This is a genomic window from Ensifer sp., from assembly GCF_035999185.1.
In the GTDB taxonomy this organism is placed as follows: Bacteria; Pseudomonadota; Alphaproteobacteria; order Rhizobiales; family Rhizobiaceae; genus Ensifer.
In genome coordinates this window covers 95315-113178 of sequence record NZ_DASYHB010000207.1, presented here as the reverse complement: position 1 = coordinate 113178, position 17864 = coordinate 95315, and the positions used below count along the sequence as shown (strand labels likewise).

The window sequence follows — 17864 nt, the reverse complement described above, 5'->3', positions numbered from 1 at the left end:
TCCATCCTCAGGCGACCGCGACGAGCTCGACGATGCGGTCGATCACCTGGTTGGCTGTAGTGCCGCCGGCATGCGCCTCATAGGAAAGCACAAGGCGGTGGCGGAAGACGTCGTGGACGCTCGCTTGCACGTCGTCGGGCGTGACGAAGTCGCGGCCGTTCAGCCACGCATGGGCGCGTGAAACCTTGTCGAGGCCGATGACGCCGCGTGGGCTGACGCCGACCTGAAGCCACTTGGCAAGATCCTTGTCGACCTTGTCGGGGTAGCGCGTCGCCATCACCAGCGCGACGATATAGTTCTCGATGGCCTCGGAAACGGTGATCGCGGATATCTCCTGGCGAGCCGTAAAGACAGAATCCTGAGCGAGTTTTTCCGTCGCGTGGTTGTTGGATTTGGTGTGGATCTCTTCCGACCGGACGAGCCGCATGATGTCTGCCTCCGACGCCGCGTCGGGATAGTCCACCTGGATGTGCATCAGGAAGCGATCAAGCTGCGCCTCCGGCAGGGGATAGGTTCCTTCCTGCTCGATGGGGTTCTGCGTCGCCATGACGAGAAACAGGTCCGGCAGCGGGTGGCTCTTGCCGGCGATCGTGACCTGACGCTCCTCCATCGCTTCGAGGAGCGCCGCCTGCACCTTTGCCGGGGCGCGGTTCACCTCGTCGGCGAGGATGAGGTTTGCGAAGATCGGGCCCTCCTGAAACTGAAACGCGCCCTTGCCGGCCTCGGAAAAATAGACCTCGGAGCCGGTGATATCGGCGGGCAGCAGGTCCGGCGTGAACTGGATGCGCGAAAGCTCCGCGTCGAGGTTTTTGGCCATGCTCTTGATCGCACGCGTCTTGGCAAGCCCGGGCAGACCCTCCACCAGCACATGGCCGTTGCTGAGCAGTCCCAGCAGCAGCCGCTCGATCATGCCTTCCTGGCCGATGATCGCCTCGCCGATACGTTTGCCAAGCTGCTGGATATCGTCGCGTGCACCCATGAGTTTTCTGCTCCCTTGCCCTGCCGGCAACATCAGTCATCATGAACCTTGGCGGAGCTTATTGTTAAATCGGCGCAAATGGAAAGAACGTAACAGTAACGAAAACCTGATCGGCTTTCCTTGGACGGAGGAGCGCTCGCGCCGATCGCGTTCGTCAGGTTCTCCGATCGCCGTAACGGTTACGTACTTTGGCTTCAGGAGGAACCGCGCTAGTTTGGATCGGCTGCACGTTCGAGCCCTTCGCCGAATATGCCAGGGAGATGAAGACCTCATGCAATTGTCGCCAAAGATGTCGCCTCTCAACGAAACGCCGGCCGCAGTCAGTGCGCGAGAGCCGATCTGGATCGAAGGCGGCACCTTTCTCATGGGATCCGACGCGCACTATCCGGAGGAGGCGCCGGCGCATCCGGTGAAGGTCGACGGTTTCTGGATCGACGTGACGCCTGTTACCAACCGGCAGTTCGCGGCCTTCGTCGAGGCAACGGGTTATGTGACGGAAGCGGAAAAGACGCCGGATCCGAAGGACTACCCCCAGGGTCTGCCGGAGATGATGCGCGCCGGCTCGGTGATCTTCGATCCGCCGAAGCGGGTCACCAGCAACAATCCATCGCAATGGTGGAACTACAAGTTCGGTGCCGATTGGCGGCGACCCTATGGGCGGCAGAGCAACATCCGCGGCAAGCTCGACCATCCGGTCATCCAGGTCTCCTATCTCGATGCCAGGGCCTATGCCGATTGGGCGGGCAAGGACCTGCCGACCGAGGCCGAGTGGGAGTTCGCGGCCAAGGGCGGCCTTGAAGGTGCGGAATTTGCCTGGGGCGATGAACTCGTGCCCGACGGCCGCTTCATGGCGAACACCTGGCACGGCATGTTTCCGACCGAAAACCTGAAGCCTGACGGCTTCGAGCGCACGTCGCCGGTCGCGAGCTTTCCGCCCAACGGCTACGGGCTCTTCGACATGATCGGCAACGTCTGGGAGTGGACGAGCGACTACTGGTCGACCCACCATCCGGCGCCAGCGCAAAAGAGCTGCTGCATTCCGTCCAATCCCAGGGGTGGCGGCAGAGAGGCGAGCCTCGACCCGCGGCAGCCGACCATCCAGATCGCGAGGCGCGTGGTCAAGGGCGGATCGCATCTCTGCGCGCCCAACTATTGCCGCCGCTACCGGCCGGCGGCGCGCCATGCCCATGAGGAAAACGCGGCGACGACCCATATCGGTTTCCGCTGCATCCGGCGAACCTGAGGCCACCCGCAGTTCTTTGTTTCCCGCAAGGAGGATCCGTGATGACGGCAAATGCGATGCATTCCAGATCGATACCGGACGAGGAGAAGCGGCGCGAGCGCAGCCGCTCGCGGCTGGCCGGGTTTCTGCTTCTGCTTGCAACCGCATTCGTTTCGTCAACGGTGCTCCTCGCTGCCGATGCGCCTGCCGACCAGCTGCCGTCGTGGAACGATGGCGAGGCGAAGTCGGCAATCGTTGATTTCGTCACGCGGGTGACCAGCGAGGGTGGAGCGGACTTCGTCGCTGAAGTGGATCGGATCGCCGTGTTTGACAATGACGGCACGCTCTGGACCGAGCAGCCGGCCTATTTCCAGGCGATGTTTGCGGCGGACCGGGTGAAGGCCATGGCGCCGGAGCACCCGGAATGGAAGGACAAGGAGCCATTCGCCTCGCTGTTGAAAGGTGACATGGCGGGCGTCGCTGCCTCGGGCGAAAAAGGCATCGTCGATATGGTCATGGCGACCCATGCCGGCATGACGACGGACGCTTTTACCAAGATCGTCACGGACTGGTTTGCCACGGCCAAGCACCCGCGCTTCAACCGGCCCTACAACGAGATAACCTTTTTGCCGATGCGCGAGCTGCTCGACTATCTGCGTGAAAATGGCTTCAAGACCTATATCGTCTCCGGTGGCGGTATCGAGTTCATGCGCCCGATGACCGAGCAGATGTATGGGATCCCGCCGGAACAGGTGGTGGGCAGCAGCATCGTGACGAAATATGCGCTCGAAGGCGATACGCCGGTGCTGACGCGCGAACCCAAGATCGACTTCATCGATGACGGCCCCGGCAAACCTGTTGGTATCAACACCTTCATTGGCCGGAGGCCGATCTTCGCTGCCGGCAATTCCGATGGCGACTACGAGATGCTGCGCTGGGTGACAGCGGGTTCCGGCCCGCACTTCGGCCTGATCGTGCACCATACGGACGCGGACCGCGAATGGGCCTATGACCGGCAATCGCATGTCGGGAAACTGGACAAGGCGATGAACGAGGCCGAACAGCGCAACTGGCTGCTGGTCGACATGAAAAACGACTGGCGCAAGATCTACGCCTTCGACAAGTAAGGCGGCTATCTCCCCGTCGGGGCCGGTCGGCCGATACCAATATTGAGCAACGGGTAAGGGCCGGCACGAAAGTGCCGGCTCCTTCTTGACGAGGGGCGTCAGGGGGTCGGCGGCGCGGCGCTTTGGCGTGGAGTTGTTCAAAAGGCCATTCCAAGGCGACGAGCGCCGAGTGGAAGCCACGAATCCAGCGGTCCATCCCGGCGTAATCCTTTGGGCGTCAATCACTCCAAGGCCAATGTTACTGTTACGTACTTCCGAAAATCAGTGTTCGTGCCACCTTGTTGGCGCAAGGGACAGGTGGGCGACGGCCAATTCGGCCGCAACGCGCCGATCGGCGGAACCGATGTCATGCCCGGTAAGGTGCCTGGTCGTCACTGGCATCTTGGATAGGTGGGCGAGGGTGTCGGGCCGATACATGCATGCATCGATTGTCGTTCAGACGGATGGGAAAACGATGCCCAACGCGGCCTTTCAGCGGGGACTTCTGAAGCTTATGCTCAAGCTTCCGGCGTTGCGCGGGCAACTGCAACTGCTCAGCGCCAAGAACCTGTCGTTGGCAAGCCTTTGCGAGGCTTACGAAGAGGCGAGTTCCATGCTCGACCGTCAACGGCGTCTCGACCCTCTGGATCATTCGATGATCCAGGAGTATGAATTAATCTGTCGCGAGATCGAAGAAGAGGTCATTTCCGTCTGTATCGCGGACAGCGGGCACGAACCTAATCCATTGTGATTAACAAAAATCACGCCTAAGCTTGTGGCGTGGATGGAAATCCCACGAAAATTCTATGGGATTTTGCTGGGTTCCTGTGCCAGATTGAAATGATTCCATTCTTTGACAAAAATATTTTGTGACGGTGCAATATTCTTCTTTGCGCAACAAAGCCTCTCGTCTAGAGTTCGTCTCGCGTTGCACTCTCTTTGGGGTTGTGGGCAGTTGGGAGCGCATCATGGAAGCCAGCAGAAATGCCGGTCAGGTGGTTTGCAGTACCGTTGCTGAATCCGAGGCGCGTATCGCTCTTGAGCGTATTCTCGCCGACGGTCAGTTTCACGCAACCGAACGGCATCGCAAACTCCTGCGATACCTGGTTGATGAGTTCTTCGCCGGCCGTTCGAGCCAGGTAAAAGCCTATACCATCGCGATCGACGTCTTCGGACGACCAACCTCCTTCGATCCTGCGACCGATCCGATCGTGCGGGTCGAGGCCTCGCGGCTGCGCGCTGCGCTCGCGCAATATTACGAGACGCTGGGTGAAAAAGCAGAACTTCGCATCGAGCTTCCGAAGGGCAACTACGTCCCGCAGTTCGTTCTCGGCGGTGGGCCCCCGAGCGGTGGGCTCCTGAGCAATGTGATCGAGACCGCAGCGCCTCCCGTAGAAGCGGCAAGCGAACCGGTCCCGGAGTTGCCGGTGGAACCGGCAGTCCCGCCAGCAACGCGGGCCGCGCTCGGAAGTTTCCTTGCCCTCGGAGCGGGTGTCGTGGTGATGGCTGCCGCCTTCTATGCGTCCGTTGTCGACCGTCTGCCCTGGCAGCCCTTGCTTTCGGCCAAGCCGACCATTGTCGTCGATGTGCCGACAGTGGGCGGCATCGACGACGATGCACAAAGAAAAGCCGGCGACTATCTGGTTCATGCGCTTTCACAGTTTTCCGCCGTTCGAACGCTTGCGCAGCCCCCGGCGGGTGTGGACGTGGCATCGGTCACCGGCTGGGTTTCGTCTTCGTCGCCGGTCAAGCTGCAAGGCAGCAAGGAGTACAGACTTTCGATTGCCTACAGCACCGACAACCGCGGCCAAGAGGTCTCGTGGCAGGTCATTGACGCAGAAAGCAACGAAGCGCTGAGGGCCGGCACATCGAAGGCGGCCACCGAAAGAGGCGATGCGCGCGAACTGCAGGAAAAACTGCTTTCGCGTCTCGCGCTTTCGCTGGCCGGCGAAGAAGGTGTCATCGTGAGCCTGGAAGCGGCCCGACAACTGACCTCGCCGTCAATCGGCTTCGGCTGCGTGCTCCTGGCCGATGTTGCCCTGGCGCGGTTCGAACCGGAGGCGTTGGCGACGGCCCGTGCCTGCCTCGAACAGTCGTTGAGCTATCAGGCCGCCGACCCTGATGTGCTGGCGAGCCTGGCCATGGTGCTGGTCGCAACCGGTGAAGCGCGCGCGACCGAACGTGCCATGAAGCTCGCCGACAAGGCTGTCGCGTTGGCGCCGCAGTCGAGCCAGAGCTACGTTTCGCAGATGCAGGCGCGCTTCGCCGCGGGCGACACGGACGCCGCGTTCATGTCCGGCCGCCGCGCCGCCGCGCTCAATCCGCTCGACGATGCCATTCCGGCCCGGCTCGGTTTGCTGCTGTTCGTCAGCGGCCAGTATTCAGACGGGCTCGGCCTGGCGCAGGCGGCGGAGGCGGGTGGCGAATACCTGCACCACGACGCGGCGCTCACCCTGGCGCTCGACGACTACAGAAATGGCCGATATCGCGACGCGCTGAGGCGGGCGCGGCAACTTGCCAACCCGGCCGATATCGCGGTCAACCTGCTGCGCATGGCGGCTGCGGGCCAGCTCGGCCTGACGCGGGAGGCGACAAGCGCATTTGACGGATTGCGCTGGAGCAAGGTGGGCGCGACGCGACCGGTTGAAAAGGAACTCGCAGCGCGCGGTTATGCGCCGGACCTCATTGCGCTTCTGAGTGACGGTCTGGGCAAGGCCGGGATAAATATGGCCGCCTTGCCCTAACCATCAGCCCTGGCGCCGGTTCAGCTTTCTGCTGCGACCCGGATCACCAGCTTGCCGAAATTGCGGCCGTCGAGCAGCCCGATGAAGGCCTCCGGTGCGTTCTCGATGCCATCGACGATGTCTTCCCGGTAGCGAACCTCACCGCCTTTGATCCAGCCGGCCATCTCCTGGTAGAACGCCGGTCGCTGATCTGCGAATTCACGCTGGATGAAGCCGCGGATCAGCAGGCTCCGGCTCAAGACCTCGCGCATGACGCCCGGCAGCCTGTCGCCGCCCTCCTGCGCGCCGGCCGCCTGATTGTAGTGCGCAATCAGACCACAGACGGGCACGCGGGCAAAGTCGTTCAACAGCGGGAAGACCGCATCCCAGACGTGCCCGCCGACATTCTCGAAATAGACGTCGATGCCGCCCGGGCAGGCCGCGGCAAGCTGATCTGCGAAATCCGGTGCCCTATGGTCGATCACCGCGTCGAAGCCGAGCACGTCGCGAACGAAGGCGCATTTGTCGGCGCCGCCCGCGATGCCGATGGCGCGCGCGCCCTTGATCCGGGCGATCTGGCCGACCGCCGAACCGACGGCGCCGCTGGCGGCGGCCACGACGACCGTCTCCCCCGGCTTCGGCCTGCCGATTGTCAGCAAGCCCGCATAGGCGGTGAAGCCGGGCATGCCGAGAATGCCGAGCGCCGTTGAGAGAGGTGCAGCCGCCGGATCGAGCTTGCGCAGGTCCTGACCGCGCGACAAGGCATAGCTTTGCCAGCCGGAGTGGGAGAGCACGAAATCGCCGTCACTGTAGTCCGGATGGCGCGAACGCAGGACACGGGCGACTGTGCCGCCCTCCATGACCGTGCCGATCTCCACCGGCTTGGCATAGGATCGGCCGGCATTCATGCGGCCGCGCATATAGGGATCGAGCGAGAGATAGAGGATCTTCAGCAGAACCTCGCCTTCGGACGGCTCGGGGATCGCGGTCTCGACGATGCGGAAATCGCTCGGCGCCGGCCGACCCGATGGCCGGGCGGCCAAGAGGACCTGGGTGTTCTGGCTCATTGTCTTTACCTCCCTGTGCGTGCCGCAACCTGTGTCGGTTTTCGGCATGGACGCGCATTGAAAACACGTTTTGGCACGAAACCGGGCAGGAGCCCACAAATCAGTTCCCGGTTTGAGGGCGGAAATAGTACGGGCTCGCCCATGACGGACGAGCCCTCGGTCTGTGCCGAACGGACTTGGTTCAGGCCGCGTCGATCGCCTGCTTGATATCGGCGATAATGTCTTCGGCATGTTCGATGCCGATCGACAGGCGCACATAGCCCGGCGTTACACCGGTCTTCAGCTGGTCGTCCTCCGACAGCTGAGAATGCGTCGTCGTTGCCGGGTGGATGGCGAGCGAGCGTGCATCACCGATATTGGCCACATGATAGAGCAGTTTCAGCCCGTCGATGAAGCGCCGGCCGGCGTCACGCCCGTCCTTGAGCTCGAAGCCGACAAGTGCGCCGTAATGTCCATTCAGCAGATACTTGTCGGCGCGGGCCTTCGCCTCGCCCTCCTGGAACTTCGGGAAGATCACCCGCGCCACCTTGGGGTGGGTGCGGAGATATTCCGCCACCTTGATGGCATTCTCGTTGTGCTGCCTGATCCGGAGCGGCAAGGTTTCCAGCCCCTGGATGAACTGGAAGGCGTTGAGCGGGCTGATGGCGGCGCCGAGATCGCGCAGGATAACCGCGCGTGCCCGCAGGATATACGGGTGGAAGGCGATCGTTGCGGCCTTCTCGAGCCAGGTCTTGCCCTGGTAGCTCGGGTCCGGTTCATGCAGGTTCGGATGGCGCGCTTCGTGCTCGTGCCAGGGGAAGCGGCCGCTGTCGATGATCGCGCCCCCTATCGAGGTGCCGTGGCCGCCGATGTATTTCGTTGTCGAATAGACGACCACTGCGGCCCCGTGGTCGAAGGGACGGATCGTCAGCGGCGCGGCCGTGTTGTCGATGATCAACGGAACGCCGAAACGCTTCCCGACATCCGCAACCTCGCCAATCGGGAAGACGTCGAGCTTCGGGTTGGGCAGGGATTCGGCATAGTAGGCACGGGTCCTGTCGTCCGTCGCGCGGGCAAAGGCTTCCGGATCGGCGGCATCGACGAAGCGAACTTCGATGCCGAAGCTTTTGAGCGTTGCGGCAAACAGCGCCCAGGTGCCGCCGTAAAGACCGGCGGCGCTGACGACGTTGTCGCCGGCGCGCGCCAGGTTCAGAAGTGCGAAGGCCGATGCCGCCTGGCCGGAACCGAGCGCGAGCGCCGCCGCTCCGCCTTCGATTTCCGCCAGCCGTTGCTCGAACGCGTCCTGGGTCGGATTGGAGACGCGGGTGTAGAGATGCCCCGGAGCCTCGAGCGCAAAGAGCTTGTCGGCGCCATCCGTACCAGGAAGCTGGTAGGAGGTGGTCTGGTAGATCGGCACAGCCACGGCGCCGCTTGCCGGGTCGAAGCGGTAGCTGCCGCCGTGGAGCGCCAGTGTCTCGGGATGCAGCCGAGGGCCGGCTTCGCGCAGCCCGGCTGGCGCCTTGACTTCGACTGCGGCGTCCTCAGGCTTTTGATGGATCGTCATCGCATTTCTCCTTGGCTCTAAGGGTTGATTGCTCAGGCGGGTACGGCTGCTTTTTGCTGCTCCAGAAGATCGGCGTGGTGGGCGGCGGCAACGTCAGGATGCGAACGCAACCGGGACTTCAGGACATTGCGGCCGACTTCGTGGAAGAGCGGGTTCAGCGGATCCTGGGTGACGCCGCGCACTTCGGCCGCAAGCGCCTGCGGCAGGTCGAGCACCGGAATGGTCGATGCGAGATTCGCGCCGAGGAAGAAGGCAACGGACAGCCGGTCGCCGCCCGCCGGCGGCGTGACAACCCGATGGATGTTGGCAAGCAGGTAGCCGTTCGAGGCGAGCTCCAGCAGTTCGCCGACATTGATGACGAAGGTGCCGCGCTTCGGCGGGGCGGCGATCCAGCCGCCCTTGCCGTCATCAACCTGCAGGCCACCGACCACGTCCTGCAGCAGGATGGTGACGAAGCCGCCATCCTTGTGTGCGCCGACGCCCTGGTCGCTCTCGGTCTTGTCGCGGCCGGGATAACGAATGATCTTCAGAAGCTGGTTCGGGCCATCGCGATAAATCGGCCCGAAGACGTCGGGCTTCTGGCCGAGCGCTTCGGCAAAGATTTCGATGAGCCGAATGCCGAGGCCGGTCACCGCCTCGATATAGGCAAGGATCGCCGGCTTGAGCTCCGGCAGGGCATCGGGAAACTGGTTGGGGCCGATGAGCCGCTTCCACGGCGCATCGTTGGCGGCGACATCGAGGCTCTTTCGTTCCGGGCCGAAGTCGACCTGTTCGCGCCAGTCCTGGGTGCCGCGGGTGTATTCAAGGCCGGCGCGGTTGTAGCCGCGAAAGTGCGGCGACTTGCGCATTTCGATCGCCAGCTTGTCGTCTTCCGGCAGTGCAAAGAAGCGGCGCGAAAGCGCAAGGATGCTGTCGATCTCTTCCTGCGGGATGCCATGGCCCTCGAGGTAGAAGAAGCCGACCGAGCGAGCGGTCGAGCGCAATTCGTCAAGTGCCGCGGTCCGCTCGGGATGGTCGGGCGCAAAGCGCGAGAGATCAAGCACGGGCAGGGTTGCGTTTGTCTGGCTCAAGATAGTCTCCTTTCATGTGTCACCGCCGATCGAAGTCGATGCCTGATCTCAAGGGTGAGACCGAGGACAAGCAGCGGTGCGGACGTCCAAAAAATTTCGGTCGAATAGCGGGTGATGCCGAGCACGTGGTCGGACTGGCAGAGCGCCTGCGCCAAGGTGCAGATGTCGGTCGTGCCGACGAGGCAACGTGCAGCCTGCGGCAGCGTCAGGTAGTCCGCGGCAATGACCTGCCGGAAGACGAGCCACCACCAGCCGATGCCGAGCAGGAACAAGATCGCCCCTATGGCGGTGACGATGTGGGGAAAGCGCAGCTCAGACCGCATCGGCGATCCCCAGCGTTGCAAGCAGGTGGCTGCGCAAGGCCACCAGGTCGGCATTGTCGCGCCGGCGTGGATGCGGCTGGCTGACCGGGACCTCGGCGACGATCCGGGCTGGACGATCGCTCAGAACAATCACCCGCTCGGCGAGCAGCAGCGCCTCTTCGACGTCGTGGGTGACGAGAAGGGCTGTGAAACCACGGTCTTTCCAGAGCGACAGCAGCTCGGTCTGCATCTTCAGTCGCGTCAGGGAATCGAGCTTGCCGAAGGGTTCGTCAAGAAGGAGAAGGCGCGGATCGTTGACGAGCGCCCGTGCAATCGCAACCCGCTGCGCCATGCCGCCGGACAGTTGATGCGGGTAGGCGCCGGCGAACTCTTCGAGCCGGACAAGTCGCAGCAATTGGTCGACCCGGTGCTTTTCGTGCGCGAGTACGCCACGGGCGTCGAGGCCTGCGGCGACGTTTTTCCAGACCGTCAGCCATGGGAACAGCGTCGCATCCTGGAAGACAAGCAGACGCGTCGGGTCTGGCTGGGCAATCGTAACGCCATCTTCCAGCAATGCGCCGGCCGACGGCTTTTCGAGGCCGGCCGCCAGGCGCAACAGCGTTGACTTGCCGCAACCGGATGGACCCAGCAGAGCAACGAACTCTCCAGGCGCAATGTTGAGATTGATATCGTCGAGCACCGGGTAGGTTTCACCACCGATTTCGAAGGAGTGTGAGACATGCTCGATTGCGAGCCCTATGGCGTTCAGGCCGCGCGCGGTGGATTGTTTCAGCGCGACCATCACAGAATGCCCTTCTGCCAGCCGAGCAGACGGTCGCGCACGATGAAGAGCAACCGGACGAGGCCGGCGCAGATCAGTGCCATGACGATCAGCGCGGCGTATACATTGGCGTAAGCCGAGTAGGCCGTATTGAACTGGAGGTACCAGCCAAGGCCAAACTTCGCGCCGAGCATTTCAGCAACCACGAGCACGGCGAAGGAGTAGTAGAGCCCCATGAAAAGGCCGACGAAGACGTTGGGCAGGGCGGCCGGGATCGCGACCTTGAGCACCAGATAGCGGGTGCCGGCACCGAGCGTGCGGGCGACATCATAGAAAGCGCGATTGACCTGGCCGACGCCGGAGGCGGTGAGGATGGCGACCGGCACACCGGAGGCCAGCGCCACCAGGAAGATGCTGGCGTGGAAGGTCGTCGGGAAGATGAAGAAGGTGCAGGGGATCCAGGCGCTGGCCGGCACGGGACCGATCAGTTTGAGGACCGGCATTCCCCAGTAGGCAAAACGTTTCGACCAGCCGAGCGCGACACCCACGGCAAAGCCGACAAGGATACCGGAGAAAAAACCGAGACCCCACAGGCGTGCCGTGTATGCGACACAGATCAGCAGCCGGTCCCAATCGGTGACGTAGACATGCAGCAAGCCCTGCGGCGGCGAAAAGAACGGCTTGGGCAACCAGCCAAATTTCGCTGTGGTCAGCTCCCACACGGCAAGCCAGAGGCCGATGACGATGAGCCAGGGACCGTAGTGCGCGAGCGCCTTGCCCGGCCGGCCGGCGAAGGCGATCAGCAAAAACGCGAGCCCGCCGGCGGCAAGCAGAAGGGCCAGCAGCGCCGTCTTGTCGCCCCACACGATGGTATCGGGCAGAAGGTAGGTGATGCCCGCGGCTGCAAACCAGCTCGCCGCGGCAAACACCCCGTCTTTCCAGATACGGGTGTGAAGGGCGGCCGTGCCGCTCTCAAGCCGGATCTCGTCTCGGACCGCGTCGCTCATCGCTTTCACTCAGGCGAGGATGTCGACGGTGATGCGGTTGGCGATCTCTTCCGGATCGGTCTGCGCGTCCACCACACCGGTCAGCTTGAGGTCCTCGTAGCCGATCTGCACTTCCTTGATCAGCTCCTTGCCGAACCAGTGCTTGTGATAGGTGAAGGAGGCGAGGACTTCCGTCAGATCATCGAGCGGAATGCCCGGCTTCAGCGTGTCGAAGTACCATTTGGCGACTTCGTCCGGGTGCTCGGCGGTATATTGGTGGATCTCCAGGTTGGCCGCGGCGACGCGCCGAATAGCGTCCTTGTTGGCCTGAAGATAGTCGCCGTTGACACCAAGAACGCAGCAGACGCGATCTTGGAAGACACCGGTCTGTGTGTCGTAGATTTTTAGAAAGCCGTGCTGCTTTTCATAGGAATAGGCCCAAGGATCCATATGCGCGACAGCGTCGGCCTCGCCCTTGAGAACACCTTGTGCGACAAGGTCAAAAGGAAACACCTTCCATGTGACGTCCCGCTCCGGATCGAGACCCGCCTTGGCGAGCGCAACGGAAAAGGCGACGCGTGACGGCGAACCGACGTCGAAGGTTCCGATCGTCTTGCCCTTGAGGTCGGCGAGCGACGTGATGCCTGCGTCCGGCTTGACCAGGAGGCGTTGGCAGCCGCCATGCGAACCGGCGAAGAGCTTGACGTCAAAACCCTGTTCGATCGGCTTTAGCCAGTCGTAGAGCAAGCCGGGGCCAGCCTCCGCCTTCTTCGTCGCCAGAGCCTGGATCAACGTCTGGCCGCTTGCACCCTGATAGAAGAGTTCGACGTCAAGGCCGTGCTTGGCGTAGATGCCCTTGTGCAGACCGAAGCCGACCGGAGAGTGGCAGGCGGCGACCTCCGTCCATTCGAGCGTGATCTTGGTCAGGTTACCGGCAACGGCATAGCGCGTCGCACGGCTTGCTGCGACGCCGAATGTGGCGGCCGCGCCCGCGACCGTGGCCGCCTTCAGGAGGGTCCGGCGCGACAGTCCGCCAGTCGTCGAAAGGATTTGGCTCATGATCATCCCCGCTCGCATATGATGACAAGAGCCTACCCGGTGCTGCAGCGATTATTCAATATTATCTATGGAAATTATGGACTAAATATCGACGGTGACACGCAGCGCCCTTTCGCAGGTCTGCCGGTTTCGAGGAAATTCCGTTCTGGACCCACAATTGGGACCGACGCAATGAGCTTTGCGTCGAAGCCACGGCCTGCGCTTGCCCGGGTTCATCAAGGAGCGGCCGGCCGAACGCGACAGTCGGTCGCTTTGCCGCAACTTGCGCTCAGTTCACGGGTTGATTGATGCGATGAACCGATCCACGTCATTTGAATTGACGCAGGGTCCGGTGGCGAGCCGCCTTCTTAGGTTTTCCTGGGATTTTTGCTGGAAGCGGTCGCGACATACGGCAAGCGCCTCGCCAGCAAAGCGGGCGAGGCCAATCTCCAACGTCGCAGATGCCGAGCCCGTCTACAGCGCCGCGTGTCTTATGGGACGCGCAAGGGGCGCTGCAGCACGTTGAATTGCTGCATGTTCTTGTCCTTCAATCGGCTACGGTTGAAGGAAACATGCAGTAGGTTCAGCAGCGGCCGAGGCTCGGGCGCGTCAGCAGTTCGTTGGTCAGGTGCGCTCTCTTGCCACCGCAATCCTCGGCTTCCTTGAGAAGCGACGCCAACGCCAGTTCGAGGCAGTATTGGACGCCTTCGACATTGAGGGTCTTGGCGGAGTCGCGCGCATAGGTGACAAGACGAGCCAGCGCCAGCAGCTCCTTTTCCTTGTCTTCCGGCTCAACCGGCACAGCAAATGAAGATAGCATGATTTTCCCCGGCTCCCTATGGATCGATGATCCAGTTCAGCGTGACCAATCATAGCGTGACTTCGCGGCAGCGCGCGTGACATGAGCGTGACACACGTTGTATGGGAAAACCGCACTTTTAAGATGAAGCGTCAGGTTGACCCGCCAACCTCTTCCACATGCTGGTAGAATTGAATTTCCAGTCCAGGGCTGCAACCGTTCGTTGGGGCGGCGCGCAGCGCACGGCGCCCAGAAGTTCCTGCGCGTCAATGCTCTTCTGGTCGACGAACCGGTCCGTCAGCAGTGCAATCAAACCGGCTGGATCGACGCCGCCAGGCAGTGTTACGCGCGCGACGATGCTGGCCCAGTTGCGTTCCTTGTAGAAGATCTCGGCTGCCGCCGCGCCGATTGCCGTGATCAGCTCCGTGGAAAGGGCCCCGTTCTCTCCGAGTCGCTTCAGGGTTGCCTCGACGTTGACGAGCGGCAAGGTCAGCGGCAGATAGCCGAGTTCTGCCGGACCGTGCATCAGCGCGACATCGGCGTCGTCCACGCGCTCGCCGGTGGCGAATTGCCGGTAGATGTCGCCAATGCCGACCATGCCAAAGGGGGCACATTCGGCCGCACGAAGCGCGCCCATGCTGGCCGCGCCGAAGACCCGCACGCCCTGTGTCAGCGCGTACAATATTTCCTTGTGCCAAACGGGGGCGACGTTCTCGAAATTGCCGTCGATGAGGCCGATCGCAGCCGCACCGCCCTCGACGGCACGCAATATGTCGCCCTGGACGGCAGGCGGCCGCAGCAGAATGCCGTTGGTTTCCAGGCGGTGTGCATCCGGCAGGCTGGGGCCGACGAAAACGACTTTCATCCGGCCACCAGCGCGCGGGCGAGCGCCCGCTCTCCGAAACGGCGCTTGCGCAATCCATCGGGGTTTTCGAGTGCCGGTACGAATACCTTGACCACGGAAAAAAGCGCATCGTCTTCAACAAGCGGCACGACGACCACCGGGTGGATGCGCGCGGTTTCAAGCCGCTGTGTCACCAGATCGAGCAGTGCGCGCGGCCCTGCGACGGTTTTCTGCGTCGCAACGGTTATGCGTCGTGGCACGGCCTCAAACAGGCGGTGCGTCTCCTGCGGCAGCGGGCGGGTGAACGTTTCGGGAAAGACGTCGTCGCGGGCGCCGCTGATATAAGTGAGCCGAGACTGCGCGGCCTCGGTCACAGCACGGATCGCGGCGCGCCGGGCCGAGGGGTGGGCGCCATGGCCGATCGTCACGTCGTGATAGCTGGGCCGCTTTGCCGCCAGAATGCCGGCCTCGGCCAACGTTGCGGCATAGCAGGGAATGCCGATGTCGCTGGTCATGTCGAACAGGCGCAATTGAAGGCCGCAGGCAGCGATCCGGCCGGTCATGTCGTCGATGACAGAATCCCCGAACGATGCGGGATCGATGCAGCCGCTGAGTTTTCGGCTTAGCGGCAACAGGCGCCAGAGCGTTTCGGCATCGCGTTCGATACGTTCGAGAAGGCCGTGGAGAATGGCCTCGGTCTGTGCATTGCCCGACGCCAGGCCATCGGAGGATTGCCAATAGCGGCAGCCGTCAACGGTTCGATCGAGGACCGCCGCCTCACGGGGCACCCAGGTTGTCGTGCCGTCCGAGAGGTCGAAGCCACGCAGCCAGTCAATGGTGTGGTCGTCATTCAGCTCGTCCTGCCCCGTGGCGACGAGACCCGGAAGCGCAAGCGCGCGATCCCCGGCCTCATGCAACTCCTTCCGTGTCGCGGTTCTTGCCGGCACACGTGGGGCACAGGCGACTGCCCGCTCGAGCGCCTCCATGGCGGCCGACACCTTGGCGTCGATATCCGAGACGCCCTTGCCCTGATTGATGACGATCGACCTGGCGTTCGGCGAGATCGCGCTCCAGACGGGAATGCCGATCCTGTCGAGCCCGGTCAGGCGGGCCAATCTGCTGACGCCAAATTTCGGCAGCAACGCTTCGATCCGCCGAAAGGTCTCTTCGGGCGGGCATATGCGGTCGCTGTAGGAAAGTCCGTCGTCCGCCGGACGGCTGCAACGCTCGTCCGACGGTCGATCAACTCCAGTGGCTTTTGCCACCCGTCGGACTAGCCGTCCATGAACCCGCCGGAGACCGAGCCGGACGAAGCGGCGAGCACGGCCAGGTTCACGCCCTTGTGCACCCTTGCGCCGCTGCTGTTGCGCAGGTCGTTGGCGGCTGCCAGCGGCCCTTGCGTCGGGGTCGGGATCAACGACACCGTGCCGGCGTCCAGATCCGCAACCCAAAGCCTGTCGTCACCCTCAACGCCGATTACCACCACTTTCGCCATTTGCCCCTCCTGGTCTGTCGTTTGATGAGAATGTCAGAACCCTGCTTTTCGCAGGCCCTCGCAGTAATGGATTCGCTGCCATTCCTCTCTAAAGGGAACGATGGCGATCCATTTGTCGAGATCAAAATCGGGGTGTACGTCAAAAGTCTTGCGCACGTATTGGCGCGCCTTCTTCCGGTTGCCGAGCATGCCCCAACTGGCCGCAGATAGCCGGTCGGCGGGGGTCGGATCGCGCATGCGCTCGATATAGGCGATCGCCTGCTCGTACTGGCCGAGCGAGTAGCTGGCGCCGGCCGCGGTCCAGAAGTATTCGTCCGGTGCAATCGGGTTGAGATCGAGCGCTGCCCGGATCTTGCGCAGCCCGCCTTCCGGCCGCGACGCCTGCACCAGCGTATCGGCGTAGCTCGCGATCACATTGGCATGCTGCGGGCTCAGCGCCTCCGCCTTGTCATGGAACTCCATGCTCTCGTCGAACTGCCTGAGATAGAGCTTGACGACGCCGAGCTCGCGGTACCCCGTCGCCAGGGTGTCGTCGGCCACCACCGCGTCGCGGGCGTGCCGCTCGGCAAGCGCCAGCAACTCGGCATCGCCGCGCGCCGTCAGCAGCCATTCGACGAAGTAGCTGCGCGCAAGACCGCTCATCGCCGGCGCAAAGTCACTGCTCTGATAGAGCGCTTCGCGGAAGCTTTTGCGCGCACGCCGCACTTCCGGAAGATTGAGCTGCTTGAGGTATCGCTGCCCGAGAAGGAAGCTGCGATAGGAGCCGACATTGGTCTCGTAGGTCTTGCGGTGCGTCTCGTTGCGCTCCACCTGGCTGGCGATGGCGAGCGCGATCTGGCGGGCGATCTCCCGTCGCGAGGTCATCAGCCCGTCGCCGTCGAGATTGAAGCGATCGGCCCAGATGACCTCGTCGTTGGCAAAGAAGATCAGCTGCGTGAAGAGGGTCAGCCGGTTGCCCTCGTCCGTCAGGCGCGTGTCGAGGATGTAGCTGATCGCGTGCTTCTGGTACGTGTTCGCCTTGTCGGCCTGGAGGCTGATCTGAGCGGCCGTGTAAGGCGCGATGACGGAAACGGAGCGCAGCGCGCAGAGACCGATCGTGACGTCCTCGATCAGGGCGCTCGCAAACTGGGTTGCAGGGCTGTCGATCGTGCCGTTGTTTGGCGGCAGCAGCACGACGCGGGGCGGGCGCATGTCGACAGCCGTCTGCGGCCCCGCAGGAGAGACCATCGAAACCGGTCGCCATTCCAGTGCGGCGGCGGTTGCCGGCACGCCTCCGTGCGAGATGGTCCGCGCCTCGAGGTGATTGCCTTCGAGCTGGAACGCCTGTGCGAGGATCTTGCGCACGTCTTCATCGAGGGGATTGCGCTCGAGCAGCCGGGTTGCTGCCGACTTGACCAGCTTGCGATGGCCGTTCGTGGCTTCGGGCGCTGCGAGCAGCAGGCTCTCGCGCAAGAATGCCATGTGCTCGCCGCGCTGCCGCTCGATCCAGCTGTGCAGCGCGTGCCCCTGGGACTTCAGATCCCTAAGGAAGTCCTCCTGGAATGTTTCGACCGCCAGCTGGAGACGAGACAGCGGCTCGCCCGTGTCATCGCCGATGGCGTCGAGGTCGCTTCGCAAACGGGTGCCGTCGAACATCACGGACGATTGCGAAAAGCTCAGGAAGTGACAGCCGAGCTCCTCCTGTCGCGCGATAATGCGGGATATCGTCTTGCGCAGGTTGACGAAGGCCTGGCTCGGAACGACCTCGTCCCACAGGAGTTTGGCGACGTCATTTCGCGATTGTTCGCTGTGCTTGCCGACGATCAGATGACAAAGGACGAGCAGACCCTTTTCAGGGAAGGCGACTTCGCGCCCGCCAGCATCGACGAGTCGCAGGCGCCCGAGGGTCTGCAGCGTAAATGTCATCCGA

Annotated in this window: 17 protein-coding genes; 4 read left to right on the top strand and 13 right to left on the bottom strand. The window is 62.9% G+C overall.

Annotated elements, in window-relative coordinates:
• Window positions 1-7: 7 nt before the first annotated feature.
• Window positions 8-979 (bottom strand): MoxR family ATPase, encoded by a 972-nt coding sequence (locus VGO04_RS30005; RefSeq protein ID WP_327499624.1) that lies wholly within the window; start codon window positions 977-979, stop codon window positions 8-10.
• Between the two features lie 289 nt (window positions 980-1268).
• On the opposite strand from VGO04_RS30005, the gene VGO04_RS30000 reads away from it, so the two are divergent.
• The 4 genes from VGO04_RS30000 to VGO04_RS29985 all read left to right on the top strand — a co-directional run bounded on the left by VGO04_RS30000 (window position 1269) and on the right by VGO04_RS29985 (window position 6051).
• Window positions 1269-2222, top strand: coding sequence for a formylglycine-generating enzyme family protein (locus VGO04_RS30000; RefSeq protein ID WP_414650629.1), 954 nt, complete (start codon window positions 1269-1271; stop codon window positions 2220-2222).
• A 56-nt stretch (window positions 2223-2278) separates the two neighbouring features.
• A complete protein-coding gene (locus tag VGO04_RS29995; protein ID WP_414650628.1) occupies window positions 2279-3328 on the top strand; it encodes an HAD family hydrolase in 1050 nt (349 codons plus the stop codon).
• Between the two features lie 454 nt (window positions 3329-3782).
• Window positions 3783-4058, top strand: coding sequence for a hypothetical protein (locus VGO04_RS29990; RefSeq protein WP_327499621.1), 276 nt, complete (start codon window positions 3783-3785; stop codon window positions 4056-4058).
• Between the two features lie 217 nt (window positions 4059-4275).
• Window positions 4276-6051 (top strand): hypothetical protein, encoded by a 1776-nt coding sequence (locus tag VGO04_RS29985; RefSeq protein ID WP_327499620.1) that lies wholly within the window; start codon window positions 4276-4278, stop codon window positions 6049-6051.
• A 20-nt stretch (window positions 6052-6071) separates the two neighbouring features.
• On the opposite strand, the gene VGO04_RS29980 is transcribed toward VGO04_RS29985, so the two are convergent.
• The 12 genes from VGO04_RS29980 to VGO04_RS29925 form a co-directional block, all read right to left on the bottom strand.
• Window positions 6072-7097, bottom strand: a complete 1026-nt coding sequence (locus tag VGO04_RS29980; RefSeq protein ID WP_327499619.1) for an NADP-dependent oxidoreductase — start codon at window positions 7095-7097, stop codon at window positions 6072-6074.
• 181 nt (window positions 7098-7278) lie between these two features.
• The gene (locus VGO04_RS29975; RefSeq protein ID WP_327499618.1) at window positions 7279-8640 is read right to left on the bottom strand and encodes an O-acetylhomoserine aminocarboxypropyltransferase/cysteine synthase family protein; all 1362 of its coding nucleotides are present in this window, start codon (window positions 8638-8640) and stop codon (window positions 7279-7281) included.
• Window positions 8641-8672: 32 nt separating this feature from the next.
• The gene (locus tag VGO04_RS29970; RefSeq protein WP_327499617.1) at window positions 8673-9710 is read right to left on the bottom strand and encodes an isopenicillin N synthase family dioxygenase; all 1038 of its coding nucleotides are present in this window, start codon (window positions 9708-9710) and stop codon (window positions 8673-8675) included.
• On the bottom strand, window positions 9707-10033 hold the full coding sequence (locus tag VGO04_RS29965) for a hypothetical protein (protein WP_327499616.1): 327 nt from the start codon (window positions 10031-10033) through the stop codon (window positions 9707-9709). The genes VGO04_RS29970 and VGO04_RS29965 overlap by 4 nt, the downstream gene beginning before the upstream one ends.
• Window positions 10023-10814, bottom strand: coding sequence for an ABC transporter ATP-binding protein (locus VGO04_RS29960; protein WP_327499615.1), 792 nt, complete (start codon window positions 10812-10814; stop codon window positions 10023-10025). Before VGO04_RS29960 ends, VGO04_RS29965 begins: the two co-directional genes overlap by 11 nt.
• Complete coding sequence (locus tag VGO04_RS29955) at window positions 10814-11800, bottom strand: ABC transporter permease (protein WP_327499614.1); 987 nt, start codon at window positions 11798-11800, stop codon at window positions 10814-10816. Before VGO04_RS29955 ends, VGO04_RS29960 begins: the two co-directional genes overlap by 1 nt.
• 9 nt (window positions 11801-11809) lie before the next feature.
• Window positions 11810-12838, bottom strand: a complete 1029-nt coding sequence (locus VGO04_RS29950; RefSeq protein ID WP_327499613.1) for an ABC transporter substrate-binding protein — start codon at window positions 12836-12838, stop codon at window positions 11810-11812.
• Window positions 12839-13400: 562 nt separating this feature from the next.
• Complete coding sequence (locus VGO04_RS29945) at window positions 13401-13637, bottom strand: hypothetical protein (protein ID WP_327499612.1); 237 nt, start codon at window positions 13635-13637, stop codon at window positions 13401-13403.
• 118 nt (window positions 13638-13755) lie between these two features.
• Window positions 13756-14481, bottom strand: coding sequence for a TfuA-like protein (locus tag VGO04_RS29940; protein WP_327499611.1), 726 nt, complete (start codon window positions 14479-14481; stop codon window positions 13756-13758).
• Complete coding sequence (locus VGO04_RS29935) at window positions 14478-15641, bottom strand: YcaO-like family protein (RefSeq protein ID WP_327499656.1); 1164 nt, start codon at window positions 15639-15641, stop codon at window positions 14478-14480. The genes VGO04_RS29940 and VGO04_RS29935 overlap by 4 nt, the downstream gene beginning before the upstream one ends.
• Before the next feature lie 92 nt (window positions 15642-15733).
• A complete protein-coding gene (locus tag VGO04_RS29930; RefSeq protein WP_327499610.1) occupies window positions 15734-15955 on the bottom strand; it encodes a hypothetical protein in 222 nt (73 codons plus the stop codon).
• A 33-nt stretch (window positions 15956-15988) separates the two neighbouring features.
• The gene (locus VGO04_RS29925) at window positions 15989-17860 is read right to left on the bottom strand and encodes an SARP family transcriptional regulator (protein ID WP_327499609.1); all 1872 of its coding nucleotides are present in this window, start codon (window positions 17858-17860) and stop codon (window positions 15989-15991) included.
• Between the last annotated feature and the right edge of the window lie 4 nt (window positions 17861-17864).